18 protein-coding genes are annotated in these 23519 nt (G+C 72.3%); 8 read left to right on the plus strand and 10 right to left on the minus strand.

Annotated elements, in window-relative coordinates:
• The first annotated feature begins 71 nt into the window (after positions 1 to 71).
• A complete protein-coding gene (locus FCH28_RS11565; protein ID WP_246102657.1) occupies positions 72 to 833 on the plus strand; it encodes a hypothetical protein in 762 nt (253 codons plus the stop codon).
• A 70-nt stretch (positions 834 to 903) separates the two neighbouring features.
• Here FCH28_RS11565 and FCH28_RS11570 read toward each other — a convergent pair whose 3' ends face one another.
• Positions 904 to 3750 carry a discoidin domain-containing protein gene (locus tag FCH28_RS11570; RefSeq protein ID WP_187363810.1) on the minus strand — a complete coding sequence of 949 codons (2847 nt, stop codon included), beginning with the start codon at positions 3748 to 3750 and terminating at the stop codon, positions 904 to 906.
• A gap of 198 nt (positions 3751 to 3948) precedes the next feature.
• Here FCH28_RS11570 and FCH28_RS11575 point away from each other — a divergent pair, with 198 nt between their 5' ends.
• The 3 genes from FCH28_RS11575 to FCH28_RS11585 are packed head-to-tail and all read left to right on the plus strand — an operon-like array spanning position 3949 to position 7608.
• A complete protein-coding gene (locus tag FCH28_RS11575; RefSeq protein WP_136739720.1) occupies positions 3949 to 4824 on the plus strand; it encodes an ATP-binding cassette domain-containing protein in 876 nt (291 codons plus the stop codon).
• The gene (locus FCH28_RS11580) at positions 4796 to 6916 is read left to right on the plus strand and encodes a YhgE/Pip domain-containing protein (RefSeq protein WP_136739721.1); all 2121 of its coding nucleotides are present in this window, start codon (positions 4796 to 4798) and stop codon (positions 6914 to 6916) included. Before FCH28_RS11575 ends, FCH28_RS11580 begins: the two co-directional genes overlap by 29 nt.
• Entirely contained in the window at positions 6913 to 7608 is a 696-nt protein-coding gene (locus FCH28_RS11585; protein ID WP_136739722.1) for a TetR/AcrR family transcriptional regulator, read from the plus strand. The genes FCH28_RS11580 and FCH28_RS11585 overlap by 4 nt, the downstream gene beginning before the upstream one ends.
• Positions 7609 to 7736: 128 nt before the next feature.
• Here the strand turns inward: FCH28_RS11585 and speB are convergent, their stop codons facing one another.
• The 6 genes from speB to FCH28_RS11615 all read right to left on the minus strand — a co-directional run bounded on the left by speB (position 7737) and on the right by FCH28_RS11615 (position 14694).
• Positions 7737 to 8705 (minus strand): agmatinase, encoded by a 969-nt coding sequence (gene speB, locus FCH28_RS11590; protein ID WP_136739723.1) that lies wholly within the window; start codon positions 8703 to 8705, stop codon positions 7737 to 7739.
• 92 nt (positions 8706 to 8797) lie between these two features.
• Positions 8798 to 9244 carry a CU044_2847 family protein gene (locus tag FCH28_RS11595; RefSeq protein ID WP_187363811.1) on the minus strand — a complete coding sequence of 149 codons (447 nt, stop codon included), beginning with the start codon at positions 9242 to 9244 and terminating at the stop codon, positions 8798 to 8800.
• A complete protein-coding gene (locus tag FCH28_RS11600; protein WP_169314121.1) occupies positions 9241 to 11178 on the minus strand; it encodes an SUMF1/EgtB/PvdO family nonheme iron enzyme in 1938 nt (645 codons plus the stop codon). Before FCH28_RS11600 ends, FCH28_RS11595 begins: the two co-directional genes overlap by 4 nt.
• Before the next feature lie 278 nt (positions 11179 to 11456).
• Positions 11457 to 12362, minus strand: coding sequence for an Ig domain-containing protein (locus FCH28_RS11605; RefSeq protein WP_136739725.1), 906 nt, complete (start codon positions 12360 to 12362; stop codon positions 11457 to 11459).
• A complete protein-coding gene (locus tag FCH28_RS11610; RefSeq protein WP_136739726.1) occupies positions 12362 to 13426 on the minus strand; it encodes a MotA/TolQ/ExbB proton channel family protein in 1065 nt (354 codons plus the stop codon). Before FCH28_RS11610 ends, FCH28_RS11605 begins: the two co-directional genes overlap by 1 nt.
• A gap of 251 nt (positions 13427 to 13677) precedes the next feature.
• Positions 13678 to 14694, minus strand: coding sequence for a trypsin-like peptidase domain-containing protein (locus FCH28_RS11615; RefSeq protein WP_169314122.1), 1017 nt, complete (start codon positions 14692 to 14694; stop codon positions 13678 to 13680).
• 262 nt (positions 14695 to 14956) lie between these two features.
• Between FCH28_RS11615 and FCH28_RS11620 the strand changes: the two genes are divergently transcribed.
• Positions 14957 to 15754, plus strand: a complete 798-nt coding sequence (locus tag FCH28_RS11620; protein ID WP_136739728.1) for a phosphatase — start codon at positions 14957 to 14959, stop codon at positions 15752 to 15754.
• Positions 15755 to 15956: 202 nt separating this feature from the next.
• Here FCH28_RS11620 and FCH28_RS11625 read toward each other — a convergent pair whose 3' ends face one another.
• The 3 genes from FCH28_RS11625 to FCH28_RS11635 form a co-directional block, all read right to left on the minus strand.
• Positions 15957 to 16844, minus strand: a complete 888-nt coding sequence (locus FCH28_RS11625) for an acyl-CoA thioesterase (RefSeq protein ID WP_136739729.1) — start codon at positions 16842 to 16844, stop codon at positions 15957 to 15959.
• A gap of 25 nt (positions 16845 to 16869) precedes the next feature.
• Positions 16870 to 18027 carry an acyl-CoA dehydrogenase family protein gene (locus tag FCH28_RS11630; RefSeq protein WP_136739730.1) on the minus strand — a complete coding sequence of 386 codons (1158 nt, stop codon included), beginning with the start codon at positions 18025 to 18027 and terminating at the stop codon, positions 16870 to 16872.
• Between the two features lie 119 nt (positions 18028 to 18146).
• Positions 18147 to 18767, minus strand: coding sequence for an SACE_7040 family transcriptional regulator (locus FCH28_RS11635; RefSeq protein ID WP_136739731.1), 621 nt, complete (start codon positions 18765 to 18767; stop codon positions 18147 to 18149).
• A 134-nt stretch (positions 18768 to 18901) separates the two neighbouring features.
• Between FCH28_RS11635 and FCH28_RS11640 the strand changes: the two genes are divergently transcribed.
• The 3 genes from FCH28_RS11640 to FCH28_RS11650 all read left to right on the plus strand — a co-directional run bounded on the left by FCH28_RS11640 (position 18902) and on the right by FCH28_RS11650 (position 23519).
• Entirely contained in the window at positions 18902 to 20533 is a 1632-nt protein-coding gene (locus FCH28_RS11640) for a carboxyl transferase domain-containing protein (protein WP_136739732.1), read from the plus strand.
• A 65-nt stretch (positions 20534 to 20598) separates the two neighbouring features.
• A complete protein-coding gene (locus tag FCH28_RS11645) occupies positions 20599 to 22572 on the plus strand; it encodes an acetyl-CoA carboxylase biotin carboxylase subunit (RefSeq protein ID WP_136739959.1) in 1974 nt (657 codons plus the stop codon).
• The gene (locus FCH28_RS11650) at positions 22569 to 23519 is read left to right on the plus strand and encodes a hydroxymethylglutaryl-CoA lyase (protein ID WP_136739733.1); all 951 of its coding nucleotides are present in this window, start codon (positions 22569 to 22571) and stop codon (positions 23517 to 23519) included. Before FCH28_RS11645 ends, FCH28_RS11650 begins: the two co-directional genes overlap by 4 nt.

The raw sequence follows: 23519 nt of genomic DNA on the forward strand, positions 1-23519 counted from the left end.
GGGGACGACTCAGGGGTGTGTAGGGGACATCCCTGATGGATCCGAGCCACGCGGAGGTCACGCTGAGTGACATGAAGCAACGGACTCGCTGCCGCGTCGCGGTGGCACTCGCAGGCGGCACCGCCGCCGCCCTGATCGCCGGTACGACCACGACCGCCGCGGCGTCCATGCCGTCGACCGCCCGCACCACCGCGGGCTGCGGCGCGGACCCCGCCTTGTTCGACTTCCGGGACTGCCCGGCGCTGCCGGCGGGCGCCGACCCCGCCAAGTGGCGGTGCGAGGTGTTCGTCATGCACAGCAGCATCAAGCTCGGCGCGCTGGACATAAGGACCCTCGCCCCCATGGCCGCCACCAACGCCGAAGGCCCCCTGCCGGACGGCGGCAAGGGCCAGGTCTTCGGCGGCCTGCGCGCGGGCCCGACGCGAGTGGACAACGCTCCCGCGCCGTTCGGCGGCGCGCTGCGGCTGCTGCCGCAGTACGCCGGCTTCTCCGACTTCTACTCGGACGGCGTGCACCGAGGCGCGCTCGATATGAAATTCCGGCTCCAGCACCCGATGCTGGACGAGCACTGCACGATCGGTGCGGACGCCGATCCGGTGAAGCTCCGCTTCCTCCAGGACGGCACCACGGAGTGGGTCTCCAAGGAGCCGCCGATCCTGAGGTTCGCGGTGCATGACACGGCCTTCGCCGCACCGCGCTCGTACGGCTGCGGCCCGCTCGGCAAGCTGGTCGACAGGCGGCTCGGCCTCCCCGCGCCCTCCGGGCAGAGCAAAATATCGGCGACGGCCTTCTACACCTTCCGCTCGTACGACCGCCTGCCGACCGGAAGCTGACAGGCGGCGCTCAACGCAGCGCATTGGGCCGAGGCATGGGGGCGCAGGCGCCCAGGGACGGGCGGAAGGGTCACTTCGCGGGCGGATCGGCCACCGTCAGCTCGGCGATCCCGGGGTGCTGCTTGGCGCCGGCGGCGCCGTGGACCGTGACCCGTACGTACCGGGCAGGCATCCGGCCGTCGTAACCCGTGCCGTACCAGTGCCTTCCGTCCTGCGAGACCTGCACGAGGTGGGACTGCGGCCGGGTCGCGTTCCAGTGCGGGGTGATCTGCCCGACCGTGGTGGTCCGGCCGAGGTCGACGGTGAGCGTGCCGGTGGCGGCGTTCGGCACCCAGGCGGTGGCGCCCTTGCCGTCGACCGCGGCGGCCGCGTACAGGCCGGGTTCCTCGGAGGTCGCCCTGGCCGTCCGGCAACGGGCGACGTTGGCGGTCCGGTCGAGGTCCGGGCGGCGGGTCTTGAGGACGGCGGGCACGCCCTGGCTCACGACCTTCTCGCCCTCCGGCGACTCGATCCGCATCGGAGCGCCGGCGGTCAGCCGCACGGTGGTCTCGTGCGCACCGAGCGCGATGTCGTACGTCCGGCCCTGCCAGTGCAGTCCGCGCAGGGTGACGCCGTCGGAGAGCTGCGGCGGCAGCATCGGGTCGAGCCGGATCCGGTCCTCGCGGAGCCGCAGGCCCGTCAGGCCGTGGGTGAAGGTCTGCAGGAAGCCGCCCTTGCCGGTGAGGAAGTCCTGCGCGGGCTTGCCGGCGAGCGGGTCGCCCGCCCCCGCCTTGTGGCCGCGCGCCTCGGAGAACTGCACGAACGGCCCGCGGACGAACGGCTTGATGGAGCGCAGCAGATAGGTGTAGGTCGAGCAGCCCGGCTCGCCGATGCCGGCGGCGTCGATGGCGTGCACCGAGTCCGTCATGGCGGGGCCGTCCGGGTCGGTGCGGGCGGCGTAGTGGTCGAGCGTGTCGGCGGCCCGCCGCTGCGGCATCGGCCATTCGAGCGGGTACATCAGCAGCACGGTGTCCGCCTGCTTGATGGTGCTGCCGCGGTATCCGGCGTACTGCTCGAAGACGCCGCGCCGCGTGTCATAGGGGATCCGCAGCTTGTCGGCGATGGTCTTCCAGGAGGCCGGGACCGGCTCGCCGAGGAGAGCGGCGGCGCGGGTGGCGTGCCGCAGCGCGGTGGCGGCACCGGCGTTGGTGAACACCGCGTCGTCGACCCCGTTGCTGTATTCGTCCGGCCCGGCGACGTTCTTGATGGAGTAGCTCCCGTCGGCGTTGCGGGTGGCCCGCGAGGCCCAGAACGCGGCGATGCCCTTGAGGACCGGCCAGCCGCGGGCTTTCAGCCAGGTGGTGTCCTTGGTGGCGAGGTAGTACTGCCAGGTGGCGAGGGAGATATCGCCCATGAGGTGGTTCTGGGTCCGGCAGTGCGGCGGGTCCCAGCTGTGGCACTCGCTCCACAGATCGCCCTTGCGGCCACTGGTCCAGGCGTAGAACAGCCCGTCGTAGCCGAGCTTCTCGGCGTTGGCACGGGCGCCGGCCCGGGTCCGGTAGCGGTAGTCGACCACCGACTTGGCGAGTACCGGATGGCTCGCGAGCAGTCCCGGGTACATCCAGGTCTCGGCGTCCCAGAAGATCTCGCCGGCATAGTTGTCGCTGGTCAGGCCGGTGGGTCCGATGCTGTTGGCGCCGCCGGCGCGGGTGCTGGACAGCAGTCCGTACTGCGCCGCGCGCACCCAGGACTGAAGGTCGCGGTGACCGTTCACCACGATGTCGCTGCGCCACAACCGCTGCCAGGCCGCCGAGTGCCGCGCGAAGAGGGCGTCCCAGCCACGGGCGGCGGCTCGGCGCGAGGCGGCGTTCGCGGTGGCACGCGGGGTGTGGGAGGTGAGGGCGGTGTCCACGCCGACGTACTTGGTGAGTTCGTAGGAGCGGCCGCTGCGGACCGGGAACGTCACCTTCTGCCGGTTGCCCAATTCCCCGGCACGCTGGGTCTGTTGGGCGTGTACGGCGTGGACCTGGGGGTCGGGTCGCAGGGTGGAGGCGACGGCGCCCTCGGTCTTTGTGCCGTCCGTCCGGAACGCCACGTCGATCGTGCTGCCGGTGCCCTTGGCGCCGGGGCTGGCGCCGGTGGCGCCGGGGGCCGGCGAGATCCGCCGGGCGCCGCGCCCGTCGAGGACGTCGGTGACGGTCGCGGAGCCGCTCCAGTGGGGCGTCATCCGCAGCCGTACGGCGCCGGTGTGCGGGTCGTTGCGGTCGGCGAAGACGTCATAGACCAGATCGGTGGCGCGGCCGTCGGCGGCCGTCCAGGTCAGCGAGGTGCGGACGAATCCGCAGCGCAGGAAGAGCGTCTGGCGGTAGTGGGAGATCCGGCCGGGCGGGATGGCGGAGGAGAAGGTCTCGGAGCGGCCGCCGCCGGTGGTGACGTCGAGCGTGGTCCAGGTGGGGATCGCCGCGATGGCCTGTCTGTCCTGGACGCTCTTCGGCCCCTTGGCGTAGAGCCCGGAGACGAACGACCCGTCGTATTCCGGGGTCTTGAGCGGCCAGCCGGTCTTGCCGCCGGGGGCCGCGTATCCGGCACCGTTGGGCGGCACCCGCTGCCCGAGATAGCCGTTGCCGACGAAGGCGTGATGGCTGTCCGCGGTGTTGATGCGGGTGGCGGTCGCCGTCCAGCCGTCGTTCCGGCCGCGATAGCCGCCGGTCCCCGTGTCGGCATCCTTCGCGCACCGCCCCGGCGCGGCGTGTGGAGCGACGGCCTCGGCCTCCGCCGGCCGTGGCGGCACCCCCGCCCCCGGCGCCGAGGCCGGCGCGAGGGTCGCGACGAGGACTCCCACGATCAGCGGGGCGGCCAGCCTGCGGGAGCGACGAGCGGCCGGGCGCGTCGAACGAGCCGACGGGCGGCCTACCGGGCGGCCCGCCGGGCGATTCATCGAGTGACTCGTGGCGCGATCCATCGATTCCTCCGTGAGGGCACCTTAAGTCGGCACCCGCGCCCTTCGCAGGGGCTCGCCGGAGCCACGAGCCGCCGACGGCGGGCCCCGGCGGGCGCCAAATCGCTCCGATTGGCCAATAGGGGCGCACTTACGGCACACTTTTAGACTGACTAGTCAGATCAAAGGAGGGGTGTTGTGGACACCACCCGTCAGGGGGCGGCGGTCAACGCCACGGGAATCGGAGTCGAGGGCCCGCGGGGATGGGCTTTCAGAGGTGTCGACATCTCCGCGGAACCGGGGTCGCTGATCGCTGTACAGGGCCCCTCGGGTTCCGGCCGTACCTGCCTGCTGCTCGCGCTCACCGGCCGGATGCGGATCACCGAGGGGACTGCGACGGTCGCCGGGTTCCCACTGCCCAAGCGGATGGGAGCGGTGCGCGGCCGTACCGCGATCGCACACGTACCGGGCGTCGCCGACCTCGAACCGGCCCTCACGGCCGGTGAACACCTCCAGGAACAGGCCCTGTTGGGCCATCGCCTCAGCGGCTCGCTGAGCGGCTCCCTGCCGTGGAGCCGTCGCTACAAGGACGCCGCCCGCGCGCGGATCGACACCGCACTGGCGGCCGTCGGGCTCGACCCCACGACCCTGCCCAAGGGGCTGCGGACGCCGGTCCGTGATCTGGAGCGCCTCGAAGCGCTGCGACTCTCGCTCGCGCTCGCCGTGATGCACGGGCCTCGGCTGCTGGCCGTCGACGATGTCGACCTCAAGCTGTCCGCGGCCGAACGCGCCCTGGCCTGGCAGCTGCTGCGGGACCTCGCGCTGGCCGGCACCACCGTGGTGGCCGCGGGCAGCGACGCGCCGTCGGACGCCCTGATCGTCCGCACCGCGCAGGCCGGCACCACCGGCGCCGACGGCACCGGTCGTCGCGACGCCGAGGGCACCGCCGCTTCCGGCGCCCAGGACACCACCGGATCCACCACCCAGGACACGACCGCCCCCGGCCCGAACGGCCCGGCCGACACCCACGAGGAGGAAGCAGCGCATGCGTTCGCCGAAACTGGCCGCGCTTGAGCTCAGGCGTTTCGGCAGGGGAAAGCTCCCCCGACTGGGCCTCGTCGCCCTGATGCTGATCCCCCTGCTCTACGGAGCCCTGTACCTCTGCTCCTTCTGGGACCCCTACAGCCGCCTGGACAAGATCCCGGTGGCCCTCGTCAACGACGACCAGGGCGCCTCCGCGGACGGCAAGAAGATCACCGCGGGCGATGAACTGGCCGAGAACGTCAAGGACAGCAAGTTCTTCCACTGGGAGGAGGTCAGTGGCGCCGACGCCGCCAAGGGCCTGGAGAACGGCACGTACTACCTCTCCCTGACCGTGCCGAAGGACTTCAGCAAGCGGATCGCCTCCAGCTCCGGCGACGACCCGCAGACCGGCGCGCTCAAGGTCCGTACGAACGACGCCAACAACTACATCGTCGGCTCGATATCGAAGACCGTCTTCTCCGAGATCCGCGCCAAGACCTCGGCGAAGTCGTCGCGGGCCTTCCTCGACAAGATCTTCGTGTCCTTCTCCGACCTGCACGACGAGACGCAGAAGGCGGCCGACGGGGCCACCGACATCGACAACGGACTCGGCACCGCCAAGGACAAGACCGGCGAACTGGCCGACGGCCTCGGCAAGCTCGGCGAGGGTTCCGGCGCCGTCAGCAAGGGCGCGGGGGACGTGAGCAGGGGCACCACGGAGGCCGCCACCAAGGCCAGGCAGCTCAGCCAGGGCGCCGGCCAGGTCGCCGCCGGTACGCAGCAGCTCGCCGAGAAGGTCCAGGGCATCGCCAAGAAGGACCTCCCCTACCTCAGGGAGCACGGCAAGGAGATCGGCGAGAAGGCGCAGGTCGTCGCCGACCTCACCCAGACGCTCGACGAGGCTCTCAGCAAGCTGCCGGGGGACGCCGAAAAGGCCGCAACCCAGGCCCGCCAGAACGCCGACGACGCCGCGGAGCTCTACCAGAGCCGCTGTGGCGGACTGATCTCCACCGATCCCGACTGCCCCAAGCTGAAGGCAATCGCGGACGGTACCGCGCTGGCCGCCGATACGGCGGAGAAGGTCAACGGCGCCATCGGCAAGCTGGACCTCCAGGAGCTGCACGGCAAACTGCGCAACCTGCACCAGGTTGCCACGATGGTCGCGCAGGAGGCTCCGGGCATCGCCGACCGCGCGGACAAGGCCATCGCCAAGATCAACGCGCTCAACGACGGTGCCCAGAAGGTGTCCCGGGGCGCCGGCCAGTTCGCCGACGCGCTGCCCGCGCTGGCCAACGGCGCAGGCAAGGTCGCCGATGGCGCGGGCAAGGTCCACACCGGCGTCGGCACCGCCAAGGACGGCGCCGACAAAATCACCGGCGGTCTCTTCAAGCTCAAGGACGGCACCAACCAGCTGGCCGACGGGCTGGAGAGCGGCGTCGCCAAGATCCCGGACTACAACAAGAAAGACCGCGACGCCCGCACCGAGGTGATGGCCGACCCCGTCGAGCTGGCCGCCAAGTCGATGCACAAGGCGCCCAACTACGGCACCGGCCTCGCGCCGTACTTCATACCGCTGTCCCTCTGGGTCGGCGCGATGGTCGCGTTCATGCTCTTCGCCCCGCTGAGCAAGCGCGCACTGGCCGCCGGCGCGCCCGGCTGGCGAATAGCGCTCGGCTCCTGGCTGCCGGCGTTCGCGGTCGGTGTGGCACAGGTGCTGGCCCTGATGGCGGTACTCCACTGGGGCCTCGGCCTGGAGATGGCCCGCTCGGCCGGCACGATCGGCTTCCTGCTGCTGGCCACGGCCTGCTTCACGGCCATCATCCAGCTGCTGAGCGCGTACTTCGGACCGGCCGGAAGGGTGCTCACCCTGGTCATCCTGATGCTCCAGCTGACGTCGGCGGGCGGCACCTACCCGGTGCAGACCAGCCCGGGGTTCTTTGTCGCCATCCACCCGTTCCTGCCGATGAGTTACGTCGTCGACGGTCTGCGCCGGCTCATCACGGGCGGCGACACGGCCATCGTCTGGCAGGGTTCGGCGGTCCTGGCGGCCTTCACCCTCGGCGCGTTGGCGCTCACCGCTCTCGCGGCGCGCGGCCGGCAGGTCGTACGGATGAAGGATCTGCATCCGGAGCTCAGCCTGTGAGCATCCGCTCCGGCCGTGGGGGCGGTGCCGGCAGCGGCACCGCCCCCGGGGCTCGTCTCTGCGCCGCGACCGGGCCCCGCCGCGTCGCCACCGGGCGCCGACGCGAGGCCACCCGGCGCAGGCTCTTCGAGGCCGCGGTCTCCCTCATCGCCGAACAGGGCTTCTCCGCCACCACCGTGGACGAGATCGCCGACCGGGCGGGTGTCGCGAAGGGCACCGTCTACTACAACTTCACCAGCAAAAACGTCCTGTACGAGGAGCTCCTGCGGGACGGCATCGACCAACTCGCCGACTCACTGCGGCAGGCCGAGCGGACGGCCGCGGCACGGGGCGGCTCCCGGGTCGACGCGCTGGACGCGATGATCCGGGCCGGTCTGGAGTTCTGCGCCGGCTCCCCGGCGCTCACCCAGCTCTACGCCGCCGAACTCTGGCGCACCAACCGCACCTGGCGCGCCACCGTGAAGTCGGTACGCGGCCGGGCCCTGGCCGTCGTCGAATCCGTCCTGCGGGACGCGGTGGCCACCGGCGAACTCACCGACGAACTCGACATCCAGCTCACCGCCTCGGCCCTGTTCGGCATGGTCCTGGTCGCCGCGCTGGACTGGCAGTCCTTCCAGCCGCACCGCTCGGTCGAGGATGTGCACGCGTCGCTCTCGCGGCTGGTGCAGGGGCGGGTGAGCGGCGGGGCGTAGCGGCCGCGTTCCCCCTGGTACGACGACCGGCCCGCCACGACTGTCGTGGCGGGCCGGTCGTCGTCAAGCTCGTCGTCGAGCTCGTGGTCCGGTTCGTTGTCCGGTTCGTCGTCCGGTTCGTCGTCCGGTCAGCCGCGCGACGCCGCGATCTGCCGGGACATGATCGTGGTGAGCTCGTAGGCCGCGTGGGAGGCGGCCACCGAGGTGATCTCCGCATGGTCGTAGGCCGGGGCGACCTCGACCAGGTCGGCGGAGACCAGGTTGCAGGTCGCCAGGCCGCGCAGGATCTCCAGGAGCTCGCGGGAGGTGAGACCGCCGGCCTCCGGGGTGCCGGTGCCGGGGGCGTGGGCCGGGTCCAGGACGTCGATGTCGATGGAGATGTAGAGGGGCCGGTCGCCGATGCGCTGGCGGAGCTGGTCGGCGACCTCGTCGACGCCGCGGCGCATCACGTCCGCGGAGGTGACGATGCCGAAGCCCATCTTCTCGTCGTCGTCGAGGTCCTTCTTGCCGTAGAGCGGGCCGCGGGTGCCGACATGGGAGAGGGCGGAGGTGTCGAGGATGCCTTCCTCGACGGCACGGCGGAAGGGGGTGCCGTGGGTGTACTCGGCGCCGAAGTAGGTGTCCCAGGTGTCCAGGTGCGCGTCGAAGTGGAGCAGCGCGACCGGGCCGTGCTTCTTCGCCATGGAGCGGAGCAGGGGGAGCGCGATGGTGTGGTCGCCGCCGAGCGTCATGAGACGGGCCCCGGTGGCGAGGAGGTCGTCCGCCGCGGCCTCGACGCTCTCCACCGCCTCGTTGATGTTGAAGGGGTTGGCGGCGATGTCGCCGGCGTCCGCGACCTGGGCGAGCGCGAACGGGGACGCGTCCTGGGCCGGGTTGTACGGGCGCAGCAGACGGGACGCCTCGCGGATGGCGTTACCGCCGAAGCGGGCGCCGGGGCGGTAGGAGACACCGGTGTCGAAGGGGACGCCGACGACGGCCACATCGGCCCGGGACACCTCGTCGAGGCGGGGCAGACGCGCGAAGGTCGCCGGACCGGCGTAGCGCGGGATACGGGAGGAGTCGACGGGGCCCACGGGCTGCGGGGATGCGGTGGTCATGAGGTGGAGGGTAGGGGCGACGGGGCGATCCGGACATGGACATTTGCGCGAGGAAGGCGGGAGGCGTTCGACAGTTCGTCGAGGGGCATCGGTCAGGCCGGCCGCTCGGGTCCGGGCTCCGGCGCTTGGGGCGCCTCGGCCTCGCGCCCCCGGCGGGCGTGGGAACCCGAGCAGTCACCGGTGCAGTCACCGGTGCAGTCGCCGGATCGGCCACCGGACCGGTCACCGGACCAGGTGACGGTGACCTGGAGGTGGCCCTCCAGCCCGGTCTTCGTGATCACCGCGCCCGCCTCGGCGGTCAGCCGGACCCCGAACTGGATCTGCACCTGGTCCGGGCGCTGCGCCAGCGAGCTGAAGCTGCGCAGCGCCGCGTCGGCGGCGCCCCGTACGCCGTCCAGGGCGCGGTTGAAGGTGGAGGTTCCGGTCGCGATCGCGCCGTCGCCACGGGAGGCGCCCACCATGCCCGACTCGTCGGGAAGGGCCTCCACCGTCACCTCGCCCCCGCCGTCCAGGGGAAAGCGGAGAAGTTCGCCGGTCATGAGGATCGGAACCTTTCGGGGTACTCGCGCAGGTCGTGGAACTCACGGATGCCGCGGAGGGCGGGCCCGTGCGGCCCGGTCGGCGCACCTGGCTCCGGTGACGCCGCCGGCTCCGCCGACTCCTCCGGGTCGTACGGAACGATCTCGTGGCCGACGTCGGAGGCGCAGCGGAAGCCGATGGACGGGTCGGCGTGGTCGACGCGGGCCTGGGACTGGTACGAGACCAGGCCGTACACCTCCAGCAGTTCGCCCGCGGCGCCGCCGCGCACCCCGCGGAAGCCGCGTACGCTGCCCGCCGCGACCCATTCGTTGACGTTCCCTGTCATATCGAGCACGCCCCAGGGGGACTGCCCGGCGGGAAGGGCGCCGACCGGGGAGGTGGCCACGCTGCGCAGCCGAGGGACGCCCGGCGGGCCGTAGCAGCGGGCGCGCTCGAAGGTGCTGCCCCAGGGGTACATCCGGTCGTCCTCGGCGCCGCGGGCCGCCTTCTCCCATTCGAGCGGGGCGGGCAGCCGCTTGCCGCGCCACAGGGCGTAGCACAGCGCGTCGCGCCAGCTGACGGATGTCACGGGGTGGTCGGGCGCCTCGGCCAGTACCTCCCTGAAGCCCTGCGGCTTCGGGTAGTTGACGGCCTCGACGAACTCGGCGTACTGGGCGTTGGTGACCGGCGTGCGGTCGATGTCGAAGACCCGGCAGAACACCTTGCGGGGGCCGCCGTCGGCGGTGAGCTGGCGGACCTGGTCGTCGTCCGGCCCCATCCGTGCGGTGATCAGGGCGTACCGGGCCTGGGAGTCGCTCAGGCCGTGGATGAAGGGGCCCGCCGGGATCCGCACCATGCCGGGGGCGGGCGCGCGGTCCACCCGTCGGATGAGGTGTTCCCCGCATACGGGGCAGGCCGTCCCGCCGCCCGTGCCCCTGCCCCGCCCCGGCCCCGGGCCGATGTACCCGCACCCCTGGCAGTACGGCCGGTACAGGTCCTGTTCCGCCAGGGTGCCGGCCATGTCGTCGTGCAGCAGGGTGTCGGCGATGGCCTGAGCGGTGGGGCGGTCCTCGGGGCGCGGCGAGAGCATCGCCACGACGATGTGCGCGAGCTCTTCCGGTACGTCCGGGCAGCGCTCGGCCAACTCCCGGCGCAGGGCGCCCGGTTCGCTGAGCGGCCAGTGGCCCGTGAGACGCCCGGTGAGGCACTGGTGGAAGATCATGCCGAGGGCGTACACATCGTCCGCGGGCGTCGCCAGATCCATCCGCTCGACGCGCTGCGGGGAGAGGTATTCGATCCGGGTGGTGACGTCCGCGAGCTCGCCGGCGCCGCTGAGCCCCCAGTCGATGAGGCGCACCTCGTTCGCCCTGGTCAGCAGGATGTTGGTGGGTTTGAGGTCACGGTGGCAGACCTCCGCGGCGTGGGCGTGCGCGAGCGCGCTGGCGACTCCGCCGCACACCCGGGCCGACTGGCTGAGCGACAGCCGCCCGGCGGCCAGGAGTTCGGCGAGGGCGGGCCCGTCCACGTACTCCATGAAGAGCGCCGGACCGAGGGCCATCCGGATGACCTCGGCCACCCGGCCGTCCGCTTCCGCGCCACCTCCGTTGGCGCCGCCCGCGCCGTCCGCCTTCGCGCCGTCCGCATCGGCCGCCCGCGGACCGTCCTCGACCTGCTCCAGCGCGGGCATGGCCAGCACCGGGCGGGCGGTGCACGGCGCCTGGCCGAGCCGGGCCACCGCGACCTCGCACTCGTGCAGGAACGCCCGGTCGGCCGCGCTGCCGAGACGGGCCCGCACCTCACCGCGGATCCGCTTCACCGCGAGCCGCTCGCCGTACCGGCCCTCGACCACGCCGACCTCGGAGAACCCGCCGCGGCGCACCTCACGCACCTCATGGCCGGTGCTCAGCCGGGCTCCGGTCCGCAGCCCCTCATGCGGATCCGCCTCGATCGCCATCTTCCGCTCCCGTCCCGGCCGCGCGGCGGCGCCGGACCTCGTCCCAACTCCCGTGCGGGCGGCCATTGTTCACCAGTTGCCGACGATTCGACGCACCGGTCGACGCACCGGCCCCACTCCCCGGCCCGACCCACCGGTCCGATGCAGCGGCCCGACAGCCCGGCCACCCGTCGCGCGACGGACCCACCTCTCAGGTCGGCTCACCTCTCTGGTCGGCCCACCTCTCAGGTCGACCCACCTCCCGGATCAGCCCGCTCCACTCCCCGGTCCGCCCCGCCTCACCTCCGGAACATCCCCGGCACCTCCCTCGCCACCAGCTGCGGCCGGCCGAAGAAGATCAGCTTCAGGATCTGCAGAACCACCAGTGACCCGATCGCAGCCAGGGCGAGCAGCCACCAGGGCGCGTCCCACACGTCGCTGTCCTTCTCCGGGCGCACCTCGCCGACCACCAGCCGGACCTGCTGTTCGGCCTGGAGGCCGGTGCTGTCCGTGACGCGTATGCCGAAGGTGAAGATGCCTTCCTCGGCGGGTTTGCCGGTCAGCTCGCCCCTGCTGGACAGCTTCATGCCGTCGGGCAGGGTGCCGGCCGGCTCCCAGGTGTACGAACCGCTGCCCGCGTCGGCCGCGAAGCGGTGTGCCGGATATGCCTCGCCCTTCTTGCCTTCGGGCACCGCGACCGTCTTGGAGACGACCCGCAGCCGCGGGCGCTCGGCCCCCTCCTCCGCCGCCCTGCGCACCTTCAACGACAGGGTGCGCTCGGCGCGTTGGCCCTTGGAGTCCTCCACCCGGACGGTGGTACGGACCTCGCCGGGCGCGTCGGCGGGCTGCTCCGCGCGCCCGGTGAGCACGCCCTCCGGGGTGAGCGTCAGCCCTTCGGGGAGGTCACCGGACGTCCGGTCCCAGTGGTACGGGGCGACGCCGCCGACGGCCGCCAGGGTGAGTTCGTACGGCGAGCCGGCCAGCGCGTCGGGCGCCTTGGCGGTGGCGATCTCGACCTTGGGTGGTTTCGTCTCCTGCTGCTGGCCGGCCGGCGTGTTGGCGCTGACCAGGCTGAGCAGTACGGCCAGGAACATCAGCGTGGCGATGATGATGAGCAGCAGGTCGATGAAGCGCAGCTCCACCGGCGCGCCGTCCTCGCCGCCGCGCCGCCCGCCGAATCCCCCGGCTCCCCCGAAGCCGCGCATCAGAAGACCCCGTCACCCGGGTCGCCGGGCATGCCGGGACCGCCGGGCGGCAGGTCGCGGCCGCCGGGAAAGCCGTTCTGGCCGGGGACCCTGCCCCGGGTGCGCACCGGCGTCAGGACCATGTCGCGGTCCATTCCCTCGCCGATGGCGCCCAGTTGGGCACCGATGTTGCCGAGGTGCTGGATGACCTCCTCGGTGCGGTCCGGCTTGGCCTCGCGTGCATCGAACCGCACTTGGGAGGCTTCGGTCCTGAGCCGGTTCAGTTCGCCGGACAGCTCCTTGACCCCGTTGGCCGCGGCGCGCATGGCCACGGACATGGCCTCCGCGGCTTCCGCCTCGGCGGCCAGGTCGCGGCGGGACCCGACCCCGCCGGCGGCCTCGGACAGCCGCGTGAGGACCAGCTCGTCCAGCTCCAGCAGCAGCCGCTCCTCCCGGGTGTGCACGAAGGAGACCAGCAGATGGCAGACGACGCTGCTGCCGAGCGCGAACAGGGTGATGCCGAATGCCGAGGCGAGCGGCCTGATCACATCGGACACCAGGATGCCGCTCAGGTCGGCGTAGTTGGCGGTGCCGTGCATGGCGCCGCTCAGCCCGCGGATCGAGCGCGACATCTCCGCGGCGGTGCCGATGAAGCCGAGGGCGGGCAGCGCCCACACCAGGGCACGGATCACCGCGTACGGCGTCTCGGCGCGTGCGCCGCGGACCGCGGAACGGCCGCCGACCAGCGACTCGGCCTGCGCCGGATCGGCCGCACCGCGCACCGAACGGACCTGTTCCAGGGCCTCGCGCACCGCGGTACGCGGGTGCCCCAGGCCGCCCCTCGGCTTCGCGGCGGCCAGCGAGGCGGCCTCCCGGCTGTTGCGGTTGCTGAGGGCGAGCAGCATCAACAGCACCCAGGTGTTGAGGGCGAGGACGGCGGTGGCGAGGAGCTGCGAGGCCCCGCCGTGTTCGACGAGGCTGTGGAGCGGCGGCACTATCGCGGTGGCTCCGGTGAGGCTCAGGAGCAGGGCGGACCCCACCCCCAGCACCCCGCACCAGATGAATGTCGTCCGCAGCTTCGTCATGCTCCACGCCTCCCCTGTACCGCGACCACGCCGCGGCGGCCTGTGCCCACGTCACTTCGTCACTGTCGATCGCCACCGTCCGAATTCGCGCCGTCGGCCCGCTACCGGCGGCCCCGCGACGGCCGAATTCGTCACTTTCGATGACGAGTCGATCATGATGAGTAGTTCCCCCGTCACTCGAACGAGCTCACTTCACAAAACCGTGAGACAGACGGGGAGTTGGCGGCTAGTGAGGCGCGCGAAGCCGGCCGCTAGCGAAACGTGTGGTGGTCGTCGACGAACTCCAACTCCCAGTAACCGGAGTCCTTTTGCTGTTCGGAGACGGAGAGGGAGGCGCGGATCACCAGCGTGTCCCCGTGGCACAGCGGAAGCCGCCCCGGTGCCGGTACGAGCAGCAGCCGGTCGTCACCGGGGTACCGCACATAGGTGAGGGCGTCCCTCTTCGGGCTCTCCACGGACCAGTTGCCGTATTCGCACACCAGCCGGCAGTGCCACCGGCTGACGACGTGCCGCGGCCGGGACGCGAGCAGGATCGCCGGCTCCCGGGGGCCGCCGTCGCCGCGGCCGATCCAGAACTCCCGGCGGTCGGGCCCGGTGACCCGCAGCGGGACCATTCGCGGTGGCCCACCGTGCGGATCGCGGATCCACAGCCGGACGGGGCAGGGCTCGGCCAGCTCCGGCCAGTGCGTACGGAGTCCGTCGACGGGGAGGGCATAGGCCGTGCGCGCCTCGGCGAGCCGGTCGACGGCGGTCACCATGCCGATGACGGCCTGGAGGTCCTCGTCCCATACGGGCGAGCCGCTGAACCCCCGGGCGGTCGGATGGCCGGTCGCATTGACGGCGGCGAACTGGAGCAGGCCGGCGGCGGTGCGGCCCACGAGCCGGCCGCCGGCCCACACACCCTCCGGGTGGCCCTCGGGAAAGCCGTATGCGCCGAGCGTGTGCCCGGCCAGGTCGGCGTGCTCCTCCAGGGGGGCGGGCTCGGCCCCGTAGGGGATGCGGTCCGGGCGCAGCACGGCGACATCGTCCGGGCCGCCCACCGGGGCGGGCTCACCGGCCAGCACGATCCGCGCCGGGATGTCGCTGCCACGCTCCAGGAACGGGAAGTCGACCCGGACGCCGCACCGGCCGTCCGGCCCTCGACCCTGCTCGACGACATGCGCGCAGGTCAGGACGGTGCCGTTGGCGCAGAGGATGCCGCCGCCGGCGACGCCGCGCTCGGTTCGTAACCGCACCTGCCACGGCGGCTTCTCTGCCTTGCTGCCCACCGGTCGGCCCCCCATCAGCCGTACGGATCACTGGGGAATCACCGTGCCGGGCCCGAACACCTACGGGAGCCCCCGGGAATCCCCCGGAGATGGTAGCCGCCGGGCGCACGGCCGGCCCGGCACACGCCCCGGCGTCCAGGCCCCGGCGTCCAGGCGCCCCGCCGTGCAGACACCCCGGCGTCCAGGCCCGGCGCCCCCTCCACGGTGTCCGCGCTGCGGAACAGCGCGGCCCCGGCAGATCCGTACGGGCACAATGGGCGCTATGCCGATAGCCGCTGCCGCCGCAGCCCCCACGCGTGCCGAACTCGTCGACCATCTCGTGCGGACCCGGATCGCCGGTGACGTCGCCACCCCGCGCGAGAACAACCTCGACCACTACCGCAAGCTCGCCAACGGAGACCGCCACTACTGGCTCGGCCTCGAGCTCGGCGACCGGTGGACGGACGAGCAGGACGTGCTCGCGGTGATGGCGGAGCGCTGCGGTGTGAACGACGACCCGAACCACCGGGTCGGGCAGGACACCATCGACCCGGAGCTGACGGTGGACGCCCTGGACCGTACGGCCGCGGTGCTGCGCAAGGCGGCGGCCGACCGGCAGCGGGTGCTGTTCGCGACGGGGCACCCGGGCGGGCTGCTGGATGTGCACCGCGCCACGGCCGACGCGCTGCGCGCGAAGGGCTGCGAGATCGTGACCGTACCGGGCGTCCTGGCGGTGGACGAGGGCCTGGTCGTGCAGTTCGCCGACGTGGCGATGCTGGAGCGCGGCGCGACGCTGTGGCACACCCACTCCCCCGCGCCGATGGCGGCGATCCTGGACCAGCTGGAGCGCGAGGGCGCCCCGCAGCCGGATCTGGTGATGGCCGACCACGGCTGGGCGGGCTGCGCGGGCCAGCGCGGCATCGAGGCGGTGGGTTTCGCGGACTGCAACGACCCGGCGCTGTTCCTGGCCGAGGCGGAGGGCACGCTCCAGGTGACGATCCCGCTCGACGACCACGTCCTCAGCCCGCGGTACTACGACCCGCTGACGGCGTATCTGCTGGACGCGGCGGGACTGGCCTGACGGGACGGACCCTTAGGGGTTGGTCGAACAGATCCCCTAGGGGACGCAAGGCCCCCCTGCGGGTCCACAACGCGGCGGGCGGGGCCGGATATTCCGTGGCCACAACACGGCGGGCCGGGGCCGGCATTCCGTGGCCCTCGGCGCCGCATGGCCCCCATTCACAGGCCCGCGACGAGCCCGCCCGGGTGCCCCGTCGCGCCCCCTACCCCCGCGGCACCCGTATGACCCCCTCCTGGATCACCGATACCGCCAGTTGCCCGTCGGCCGTGAAGATCCGGCCCTTGCCCAGGCCGCGGCCGCCCTGGGCGGTGGGGGATTCCTGGTCGTAGAGCAGCCACTCGTCGGCGCGCAGCGGGCGGTGGAACCACATCGCGTGGTCCAGGCTCGCGCCGACCACATCGCCGACCGCCCAGCCGCCCCGGCCGTGTGCGAGCAGTACCGAGTCCAGCAGGGTCATGTCGGAGACGTAGGTGACCAGGCAGATGTCCAGCAGCGGCCGGGGGATGCCGCTGGCGTCGTCGAGCTTGCCGTGGGTGCGGAACCAGACCTGGGAGCGGGGCTCGCGCGGCTCCCCCACGCTCCCGAACGGCGGCTCGCCCACGTACCGGAGGTCGATCGCGGCCCGCGCCTCCAGCATCCGGTCGGCGACGCCCTCGGCGAACAGGTCGGCGTAGCGCGGCAGCATCTCCGCTGCGGTGGGCAGTTCCAGCGGATCCGGCGCCGGCGGCATCGGCTCCTGGTGCTCGAGTCCCTCCTCGTCCGCCTGGAAGGAGGCGGAGAGATGGAAGATCGGCTGGCCGTGCTGGACGGCGACGACCCGGCGGGTGGTGAAGGACCGCCCGTCGCGGATCCGGTCGACGGTGTAGACGATGGGCGCGCCGGGGTCGCCGGGGCGCAGGAAGTACGCGTGCAGGGAGTGCGGCGGGCGGTCGGCGGGGACCGTGCGCCCGGCCGCGACCAGGGCCTGGGCGGCGACCTGGCCGCCGAAGACCCGGGGCACGACCGAGGCCTGTGACTGCCCGCGGAAGATGTCCTGCTCGATCTGCTCCAGGGCGAGCAGATCGAGCAGGGACTGGAGTGCGTTGTTCACGAGTCAGCAGTCCGGAGCCTGCGCCTCACAGGCCCATGGACTTGGCGATGATCGACTTCATGACCTCGCTGGTGCCGCCGTAGATGCGGTTGACGCGGTTGTCGGCGTAGAGGCGGGCGATCGGGTACTCGTTCATGTAGCCGTAGCCGCCGTGCAGTTGGAGGCAGCGGTCGATGACGCGGTGGGCGACCTCGGTGCAGAAGAGCTTGGCCGAGGCCGCCTCGGCCGGGGTGAGCTCGCCGGCGTCGAGGGCCTCCAGGGCGCGGTCGGCGACGGCCTCGGCGGCGTCCACCTCGGCCTGGCAGGCGGCCAGCTCGAACTTGGTGTTCTGGAAGGAGGCGACGGTCTTGCCGAAGACGGTGCGCTCCTGGACGTACTCCTGGGCGAACCGGACGGCGGCCTTGGCCTGCGCGTAGGCGCCGAAGGCGATGCCCCAGCGCTCGGAGGCGAGGTTGTGGCCGAGGTAGTAGAAGCCCTTGTTCTCCTCGCCGAGCAGGTCCTCGACCGGGACCTTCACGTCGACGAACGCCAGCTCGGCGGTGTCGGAGGTCTTCAGGCCGAGCTTGTCGAGCTTGCGGCCGATGGAGTAGCCCTCGGACTTGGTGTCCACGGCGAACAGGGAGATGCCGAAGCGGCGGTCCTCGGCGGTGGGCGCGGAGGTGCGGGCGCAGACGATCACGCGGTCGGCGTGCACGCCGCCGGTGATGAAGGTCTTGGCGCCGTTGAGGACGTAGTGCGTGCCGTCCTCGCTCAGCTTGGCCGTGGTCTTCATGCCCGCGAGGTCGGAGCCGGTGCCCGGCTCGGTCATCGCCAGGGCCCACATCTCCTCGCCGGAGACGAACTTCGGCAGGAAGCGCTTCTTCTGCTCGTCGCTGGCGAGCATCTTGATGTACGGCAGGCCGAGCAGCACATGCACACCGGAGCCGCCGAACTGGACGCCCGCGCGGGACGTCTCCTCGTACATCACGGCCTCGAACTTGTACGAGTTGATGCCCGCGCCGCCGTACTCCTCGTCGACGCGGATGCCGAAGACGCCGAGCTCGGCGAGCTTGTAGTAGAAGTCGCGGGGGGCCTGGCCCGCGGCGAACCACTCGTCGTAGACGGGGACGACCTCGGCCTCGATGAAGGCGCGTATGGTCTCGCGGAACGCCTCGTGGTCCTCGTTGAACACCGTACGGCGCATGGGCCGCCCTCCTCCAGGTCGCCGACCGAACGCTGTCTAAGCGCTTGCTCAGCGAAAGCTACCGGCCGGTCATGTTTGCTGTCCAGAGGTGTCCTGGCGATCCGGGTGAGAGCTACGTCCTACCGGGCCGCGACCGGCTCGGACTCCGCCGCCACCGCTCCGAAGGCCCCCAGCGCCAGCCGGTGCAGCAGCTCCGCCATCTCCGTACGGCCCGGGAGCGCGCCCGGCCGACCCAGGTGCGGGGTGGAGTTCAGCAGCCCGAAGACGGCGTGCACCGCGGCGCGGGCCTGCGCCTCGGAGGCCTCGGGGTGGACCCTGCGCACGACCTCCACCCACAGCTCGACGTACTGCCGCTGGAGCTGGCGCACCCGCTTGCGGTCCGCCTCGCGCAGCCGGTCCAGCTCCCGGTCGTGCAGGGTGATCAGCGGGCGGTCGTCCAGCGCGAAGTCGATATGGCCTTCGATCAGCGCGTCCAGCACCGCCTTCGGGCTCTCGCCGCCCTCGCTGACCCGCATCCGGCCGCCGGCCAGCAGCCGCTCGCTGATCCCCACCAGCAGCTCGGCGAGCATCGCGTCCTTGCCGGCGAAGTGGCGGTAGAGACCGGGGCCCGAGATGCCCACGGCCGCCCCTATCTCGTCCACGCCGACGCCGTGGAACCCGCGCTCCGCGAAGAGCCGGGCGGCCTCCTTGAGGATCTGCTCGCGTCGGCTGGTCGGGGCAGGGGCGTGCGCATTGCTCATGCCGCCAATTGTAGACAGGCGGGTTAGTGCTCGTTAACCTGAGGGAAATGAGGTTAACGCCCATTAACCCGCAGGGCCCGGTGGCCGCCGATCGCGGTGCCGGGGCTGAGGACCGAGCAAGGGGGCTCGTACTGATGGAGCAGGCACCGGTGCTGGGGAGTGCCGCCGATCCGGCGTCCGACTCCTGGCGTGCCAACGAGGCCGCGCACCGCGAGCTGGCCGCCGAGCTGCGCGAGAGGCTGGCGGCGGCGCGGCTGGGCGGCGGCGAGCGGGCCAGGGCGCGGCACACCGCGCGCGGCAAGCTGCTGCCCCGGGACCGGGTGGACGCCCTCCTGGACCCCGGGTCGCCGTTCCTGGAGCTGGCGCCGCTGGCCGCGGAGGGGATGTACGGCGGTGCCGCCCCGGCCGCCGGGGTGATCGCCGGCATCGGGCGGGTCTCCGGACGCGAGACGGTGATCGTCGCCAACGACGCCACGGTCAAGGGCGGCACGTACTACCCGATGACGGTCAAGAAGCATCTGCGGGCGCAGGAGATCGCTCTGGAGAACCGTCTCCCCTGCCTGTATCTCGTGGACTCCGGCGGCGCCTTCCTGCCGATGCAGGACGAGGTCTTCCCCGACCGCGAGCACTTCGGGCGGATCTTCTACAACCAGGCGCGGATGTCCGGCGCCGGCATCCCGCAGATCGCCGCGGTGCTCGGGTCCTGCACGGCGGGCGGCGCTTATGTCCCGGCGATGAGCGACGAGGCCGTCATCGTGCGCGGCCAGGGCACGATCTTCCTGGGCGGGCCGCCGCTGGTGAAGGCCGCCACCGGCGAGGTCGTCACCGCCGAGGAGCTGGGCGGCGGCGAGGTGCACGCCAAGACCTCCGGGGTCACCGACCACCTTGCCGAGGACGACGCGCACGCACTGCGCATCGTGCGCACCGTCGTCTCCACCCTCGGCGACCGCGGACCGCTCCCCTGGACCGTACGGCCCGTGGAGGAGCCCAAGGTCGATCCGGCCGGCCTCTACGGCGCGGTGCCCGCGGACTCCCGTACGCCCTACGACGTCCGCGAGGTGATCGCCCGGCTCGTCGACGGCTCCCGCTTCGCGGAGTTCAAGGCCGAGTACGGCACGACGCTGGTGACCGGCTTCGCGCATCTGCACGGCCACCCGGTCGGCATCGTCGCCAACAACGGCATCCTGTTCTCCGAATCCGCCCAGAAGGGCGCCCACTTCATCGAGCTGTGCGACCAGCGCGGCATCCCGCTGCTCTTCCTCCAGAACATCTCCGGCTTCATGGTCGGCCGTTCCTACGAGGCGGGCGGTATCGCCAAACACGGCGCGAAGATGGTGACGGCGGTCGCCTGCACCCGCGTCCCGAAGCTGACCGTCGTCATCGGCGGCTCGTACGGCGCGGGCAACTACTCGATGTGCGGCCGGGCCTACTCCCCCCGCTTCCTGTGGATGTGGCCCAACGCCAAGATCTCGGTGATGGGCGGCGAACAGGCCGCGTCCGTCCTCGCGACCGTCAAGCGCGACCAGCTGGAGGCGCACGGCGAGGAGTGGAGCGCCGAGGACGAGGACGCCTTCAAGGCGCCCATCCGCGAGCAGTACGACACCCAGGGCAACGCCTACTACGCCACCGCCCGGCTGTGGGACGACGGCGTGATCGACCCGCTGGAGACCCGCCAGGTGCTGGGTCTGGCCCTCACCGCCTGCGCCAACGCGCCGCTGCCCCAGAAGGACGGCACGGCACCCGGCTACGGCGTCTTCCGGATGTGAGCGAGATGTCAGACACGCGAGGGATGCTGGACACGAGAGGGATGCCCGCAGGAATGCCCACGACCATGTTCGACACCGTCCTGATCGCCAACCGCGGCGAGATCGCCGTCCGCGTCATCCGTACGCTGCGCGCCCTCGGCATCCGCTCGGTCGCCGTCTTCAGCGACGCGGACGCGGACGCCCGGCATGTCCGCGAGGCCGACACGGCGGTACGGATCGGGCCGGCCCCCGCCGCCGAGAGCTATCTGTCGGTGGAGCGGCTGCTGGCGGCGGCCGAGCAGGCCGGCGCGCAGGCGATCCACCCCGGCTATGGCTTCCTCGCCGAGAACGCCGGCTTCGCCCGCGCCTGCGCCGCCGCCGGACTCGCCTTCATCGGCCCGTCCGCCGAGGCCATCGACCTGATGGGCGACAAGATCCGCGCCAAGGAGACGGTGCGCGCGGCCGGCGTCCCGGTGGTGCCGGGATCGTCCGGCAGCGGACTCGACGACGGCCAACTGGCCGCCGCCGCACGGGAGATCGGCATGCCGGTGCTCCTCAAGCCGTCCGCGGGCGGCGGCGGCAAGGGCATGCGGCTGGTCCGGGACGAGGCGCGGCTCACCGAGGAGATCGCCGCCGCCCGCCGCGAGGCCCGCGGCTCCTTCGGCGACGACACCCTGCTCGTGGAGCGCTGGATCGACCGCCCCCGGCACATCGAGATCCAGATCCTGGCCGACGGCCACGGCAATGTCATCCACCTCGGCGAGCGCGAATGCTCCCTCCAGCGACGCCACCAGAAGGTCGTCGAGGAGGCCCCGTCGGTCCTGCTCGACGAGGCCACCCGCGCGGCCATGGGCGAGGCGGCGGTGCAGGCGGCCCGCTCCTGCGGCTACCGCGGCGCCGGCACCGTCGAGTTCATCGTCCCCGGCAAGGACCCCTCGTCGTACTTCTTCATGGAGATGAACACCCGCCTCCAGGTGGAGCACCCGGTCACGGAGTTCATCACGGGTCTCGATCTGGTCGAGTGGCAGATCCGGATCGCGGCCGGCGAGCGACTGCCGTACGCGCAGCGGGACATCACGCTGACCGGGCATGCGATCGAGGCCCGTATCTGCGCCGAGGACCCGTCGCGCGGCTTCCTGCCCTCCGGCGGCACGGTGCTCGCGCTGCACGAACCGCAGGGCGACGGGGTCCGCACCGACTCGGGTCTGAGCGAGGGCACCGAGGTCGGCAGCCTCTACGACCCGATGCTGTCCAAGGTCATCGCGTACGGCCCGGACCGGCCCACCGCGCTGCGCAGACTGCGTGCCGCGCTCGCGGAGACGGTCACGCTGGGCCTGCACACCAACGCCGGTTTCCTGCGGCGGCTGCTGGCCCATCCGGCGGTCGTGGCGGGCGACCTGGACACCGGGCTGGTGGAGCGGGAGGTCGACGGTCTGATCGACCAGGCCGTGCCGGCGGAGGTGTACGAGGCGGCGGCCGCGGTGCGCCGGGCGGAGCTGGAGCCCCCGGGCGGCGGCTGGACGGACCCGTTCTCGGTGCCGAGCGGCTGGCGGCTGGGCGGCGGGCCGGCGCCCGTCACGCACTGGCTGCACGTCCCCGGCCACGACCCGGTGGCGTATGTCGCCCGGGACGCCCCCACCGTCACCCCGGGGCAGGTCTCGGTGACCCTCGACGGGATGCGCCACACCTTCCGGCGCGCCGGCGAGTGGCTCGGCCGGGACGGCGACGCCTGGCAGGTGCGGGACCACGACCCGGTGGCCGCGGCGCTCTCCGGCGCCAGCCGGGCCGGCGTCGACTCGCTGACCGCCCCGATGCCCGGCACGGTCACCGTGGTGAAGGTCGACGTCGGCGACGAGGTGACGGCGGGCCAGAGCCTGCTGGTGGTCGAGGCGATGAAGATGGAGCACGTCATCTCCGCCCCGCACGCCGGCACCGTCACCGAGCTGGACGTCACCCCGGGCAGCACCGTCGCCATGGACCAGGTGCTCGCCGTCATCGCCCCGGTCCAAGAGGACACGCCGGCAGACGAGGACGAGGCGGAAGTGGAGGCCGGGAAATGACCGCCGCCGGACTGCCCATGGTCGTACCGGCCCGGGATCTCCCCGCACGGGTGCGGATCCACGAGGTCGGCGCGCGCGACGGGCTGCAGAACGAGAAGACGGTGGTGCCGACCGAGGCCAAGGCGGAGTTCATCCACCGCCTCGCCGACGCCGGCCTCACCACCATCGAGGCGACCAGCTTCGTCCACCCCAAGTGGGTGCCCCAACTCGCCGACGCGGAGCGGCTGTTCCCCCTGCTGGACGATCTGCGCGAGGTCGACCTGCCGGTCCTGGTGCCGAACGAACGCGGCCTGGACCGGGCGCTCGCCCTCGGCGCCCGCCGGATCGCCGTGTTCGGCAGCGCCACCGAGTCCTTCGCCAAGGCCAACCTCAACCGCACCGTCGACGAGTCCCTGGCGATGTTCGAGCCGGTCGTGGCGCGGGCGAAATCCGGCGAAGGCGGCGAGGTCCACGTCCGCGGCTATCTCTCCATGTGCTTCGGCGACCCCTGGGAGGGCCCGGTCCCGCTCGCCCAGGTCGTCCGGGTCTGCCGCGCCCTCCTCGACCTGGGCTGCGACGAACTGAGCCTGGGCGACACCATCGGGGTCGCCACCCCGGGCCACGTCGGACAGCTGCTCGCCGCCCTCAACGAGGCCGGCGTGCCCACCTCCCGTATCGGTGTGCACTTCCACGACACCTACGGGCAGGCCCTCGCCAACAGCTTCGCCGCGCTCCAGCACGGCGTCACCACCTTCGACGCCTCGGCGGGCGGCCTCGGCGGCTGCCCGTACGCCAAGAGCGCCACCGGCAACCTCGCCACCGAAGACCTCGTATGGATGCTGCACGGCCTCGGCATCGACACCGGGGTCGACCTGGACCGGCTCACCGCCACCAGCGGATGGATGGCCTCAGTCCTGGGCCGGCCGAGCCCGTCCCGCACCGTCCGTGCCCTCTCCCACAAGGAGTGA

It is taken from the genome of Streptomyces piniterrae, assembly GCF_005048155.1.
Classification (GTDB): domain Bacteria; phylum Actinomycetota; class Actinomycetes; order Streptomycetales; family Streptomycetaceae; genus Streptomyces; species Streptomyces piniterrae.

Excerpts from the sequence above, each read along its gene's own strand:
- FCH28_RS11570 (WP_187363810.1), bottom strand. The coding sequence starts at position 3,750 with ATGAATCGCCCGGCGGGCCGCCCGGTAGGCCGCCCGTCGGCTCGTTCG.
- FCH28_RS11630 (WP_136739730.1), bottom strand. The coding sequence starts at position 18,027 with ATGCGCCGTACGGTGTTCAACGAGGACCACGAGGCGTTCCGCGAGACC.
- FCH28_RS11605 (WP_136739725.1), bottom strand. The coding sequence starts at position 12,362 with ATGCGCGGCTTCGGGGGAGCCGGGGGATTCGGCGGGCGGCGCGGCGGC.
- FCH28_RS11565 (WP_246102657.1), top strand. The coding sequence starts at position 72 with ATGAAGCAACGGACTCGCTGCCGCGTCGCGGTGGCACTCGCAGGCGGC.
- FCH28_RS11580 (WP_136739721.1), top strand. The coding sequence starts at position 4,796 with ATGCGTTCGCCGAAACTGGCCGCGCTTGAGCTCAGGCGTTTCGGCAGG.
- FCH28_RS11610 (WP_136739726.1), bottom strand. The coding sequence starts at position 13,426 with ATGACGAAGCTGCGGACGACATTCATCTGGTGCGGGGTGCTGGGGGTG.
- FCH28_RS11645 (WP_136739959.1), top strand. The coding sequence starts at position 20,599 with ATGTTCGACACCGTCCTGATCGCCAACCGCGGCGAGATCGCCGTCCGC.
- FCH28_RS11600 (WP_169314121.1), bottom strand. The coding sequence starts at position 11,178 with ATGGCGATCGAGGCGGATCCGCATGAGGGGCTGCGGACCGGAGCCCGG.
- speB (WP_136739723.1), bottom strand. The coding sequence starts at position 8,705 with ATGACCACCGCATCCCCGCAGCCCGTGGGCCCCGTCGACTCCTCCCGT.
- FCH28_RS11620 (WP_136739728.1), top strand. The coding sequence starts at position 14,957 with ATGCCGATAGCCGCTGCCGCCGCAGCCCCCACGCGTGCCGAACTCGTC.
- FCH28_RS11595 (WP_187363811.1), bottom strand. The coding sequence starts at position 9,244 with ATGACCGGCGAACTTCTCCGCTTTCCCCTGGACGGCGGGGGCGAGGTG.
- FCH28_RS11640 (WP_136739732.1), top strand. The coding sequence starts at position 18,902 with ATGGAGCAGGCACCGGTGCTGGGGAGTGCCGCCGATCCGGCGTCCGAC.
- FCH28_RS11650 (WP_136739733.1), top strand. The coding sequence starts at position 22,569 with ATGACCGCCGCCGGACTGCCCATGGTCGTACCGGCCCGGGATCTCCCC.
- FCH28_RS11635 (WP_136739731.1), bottom strand. The coding sequence starts at position 18,767 with ATGAGCAATGCGCACGCCCCTGCCCCGACCAGCCGACGCGAGCAGATC.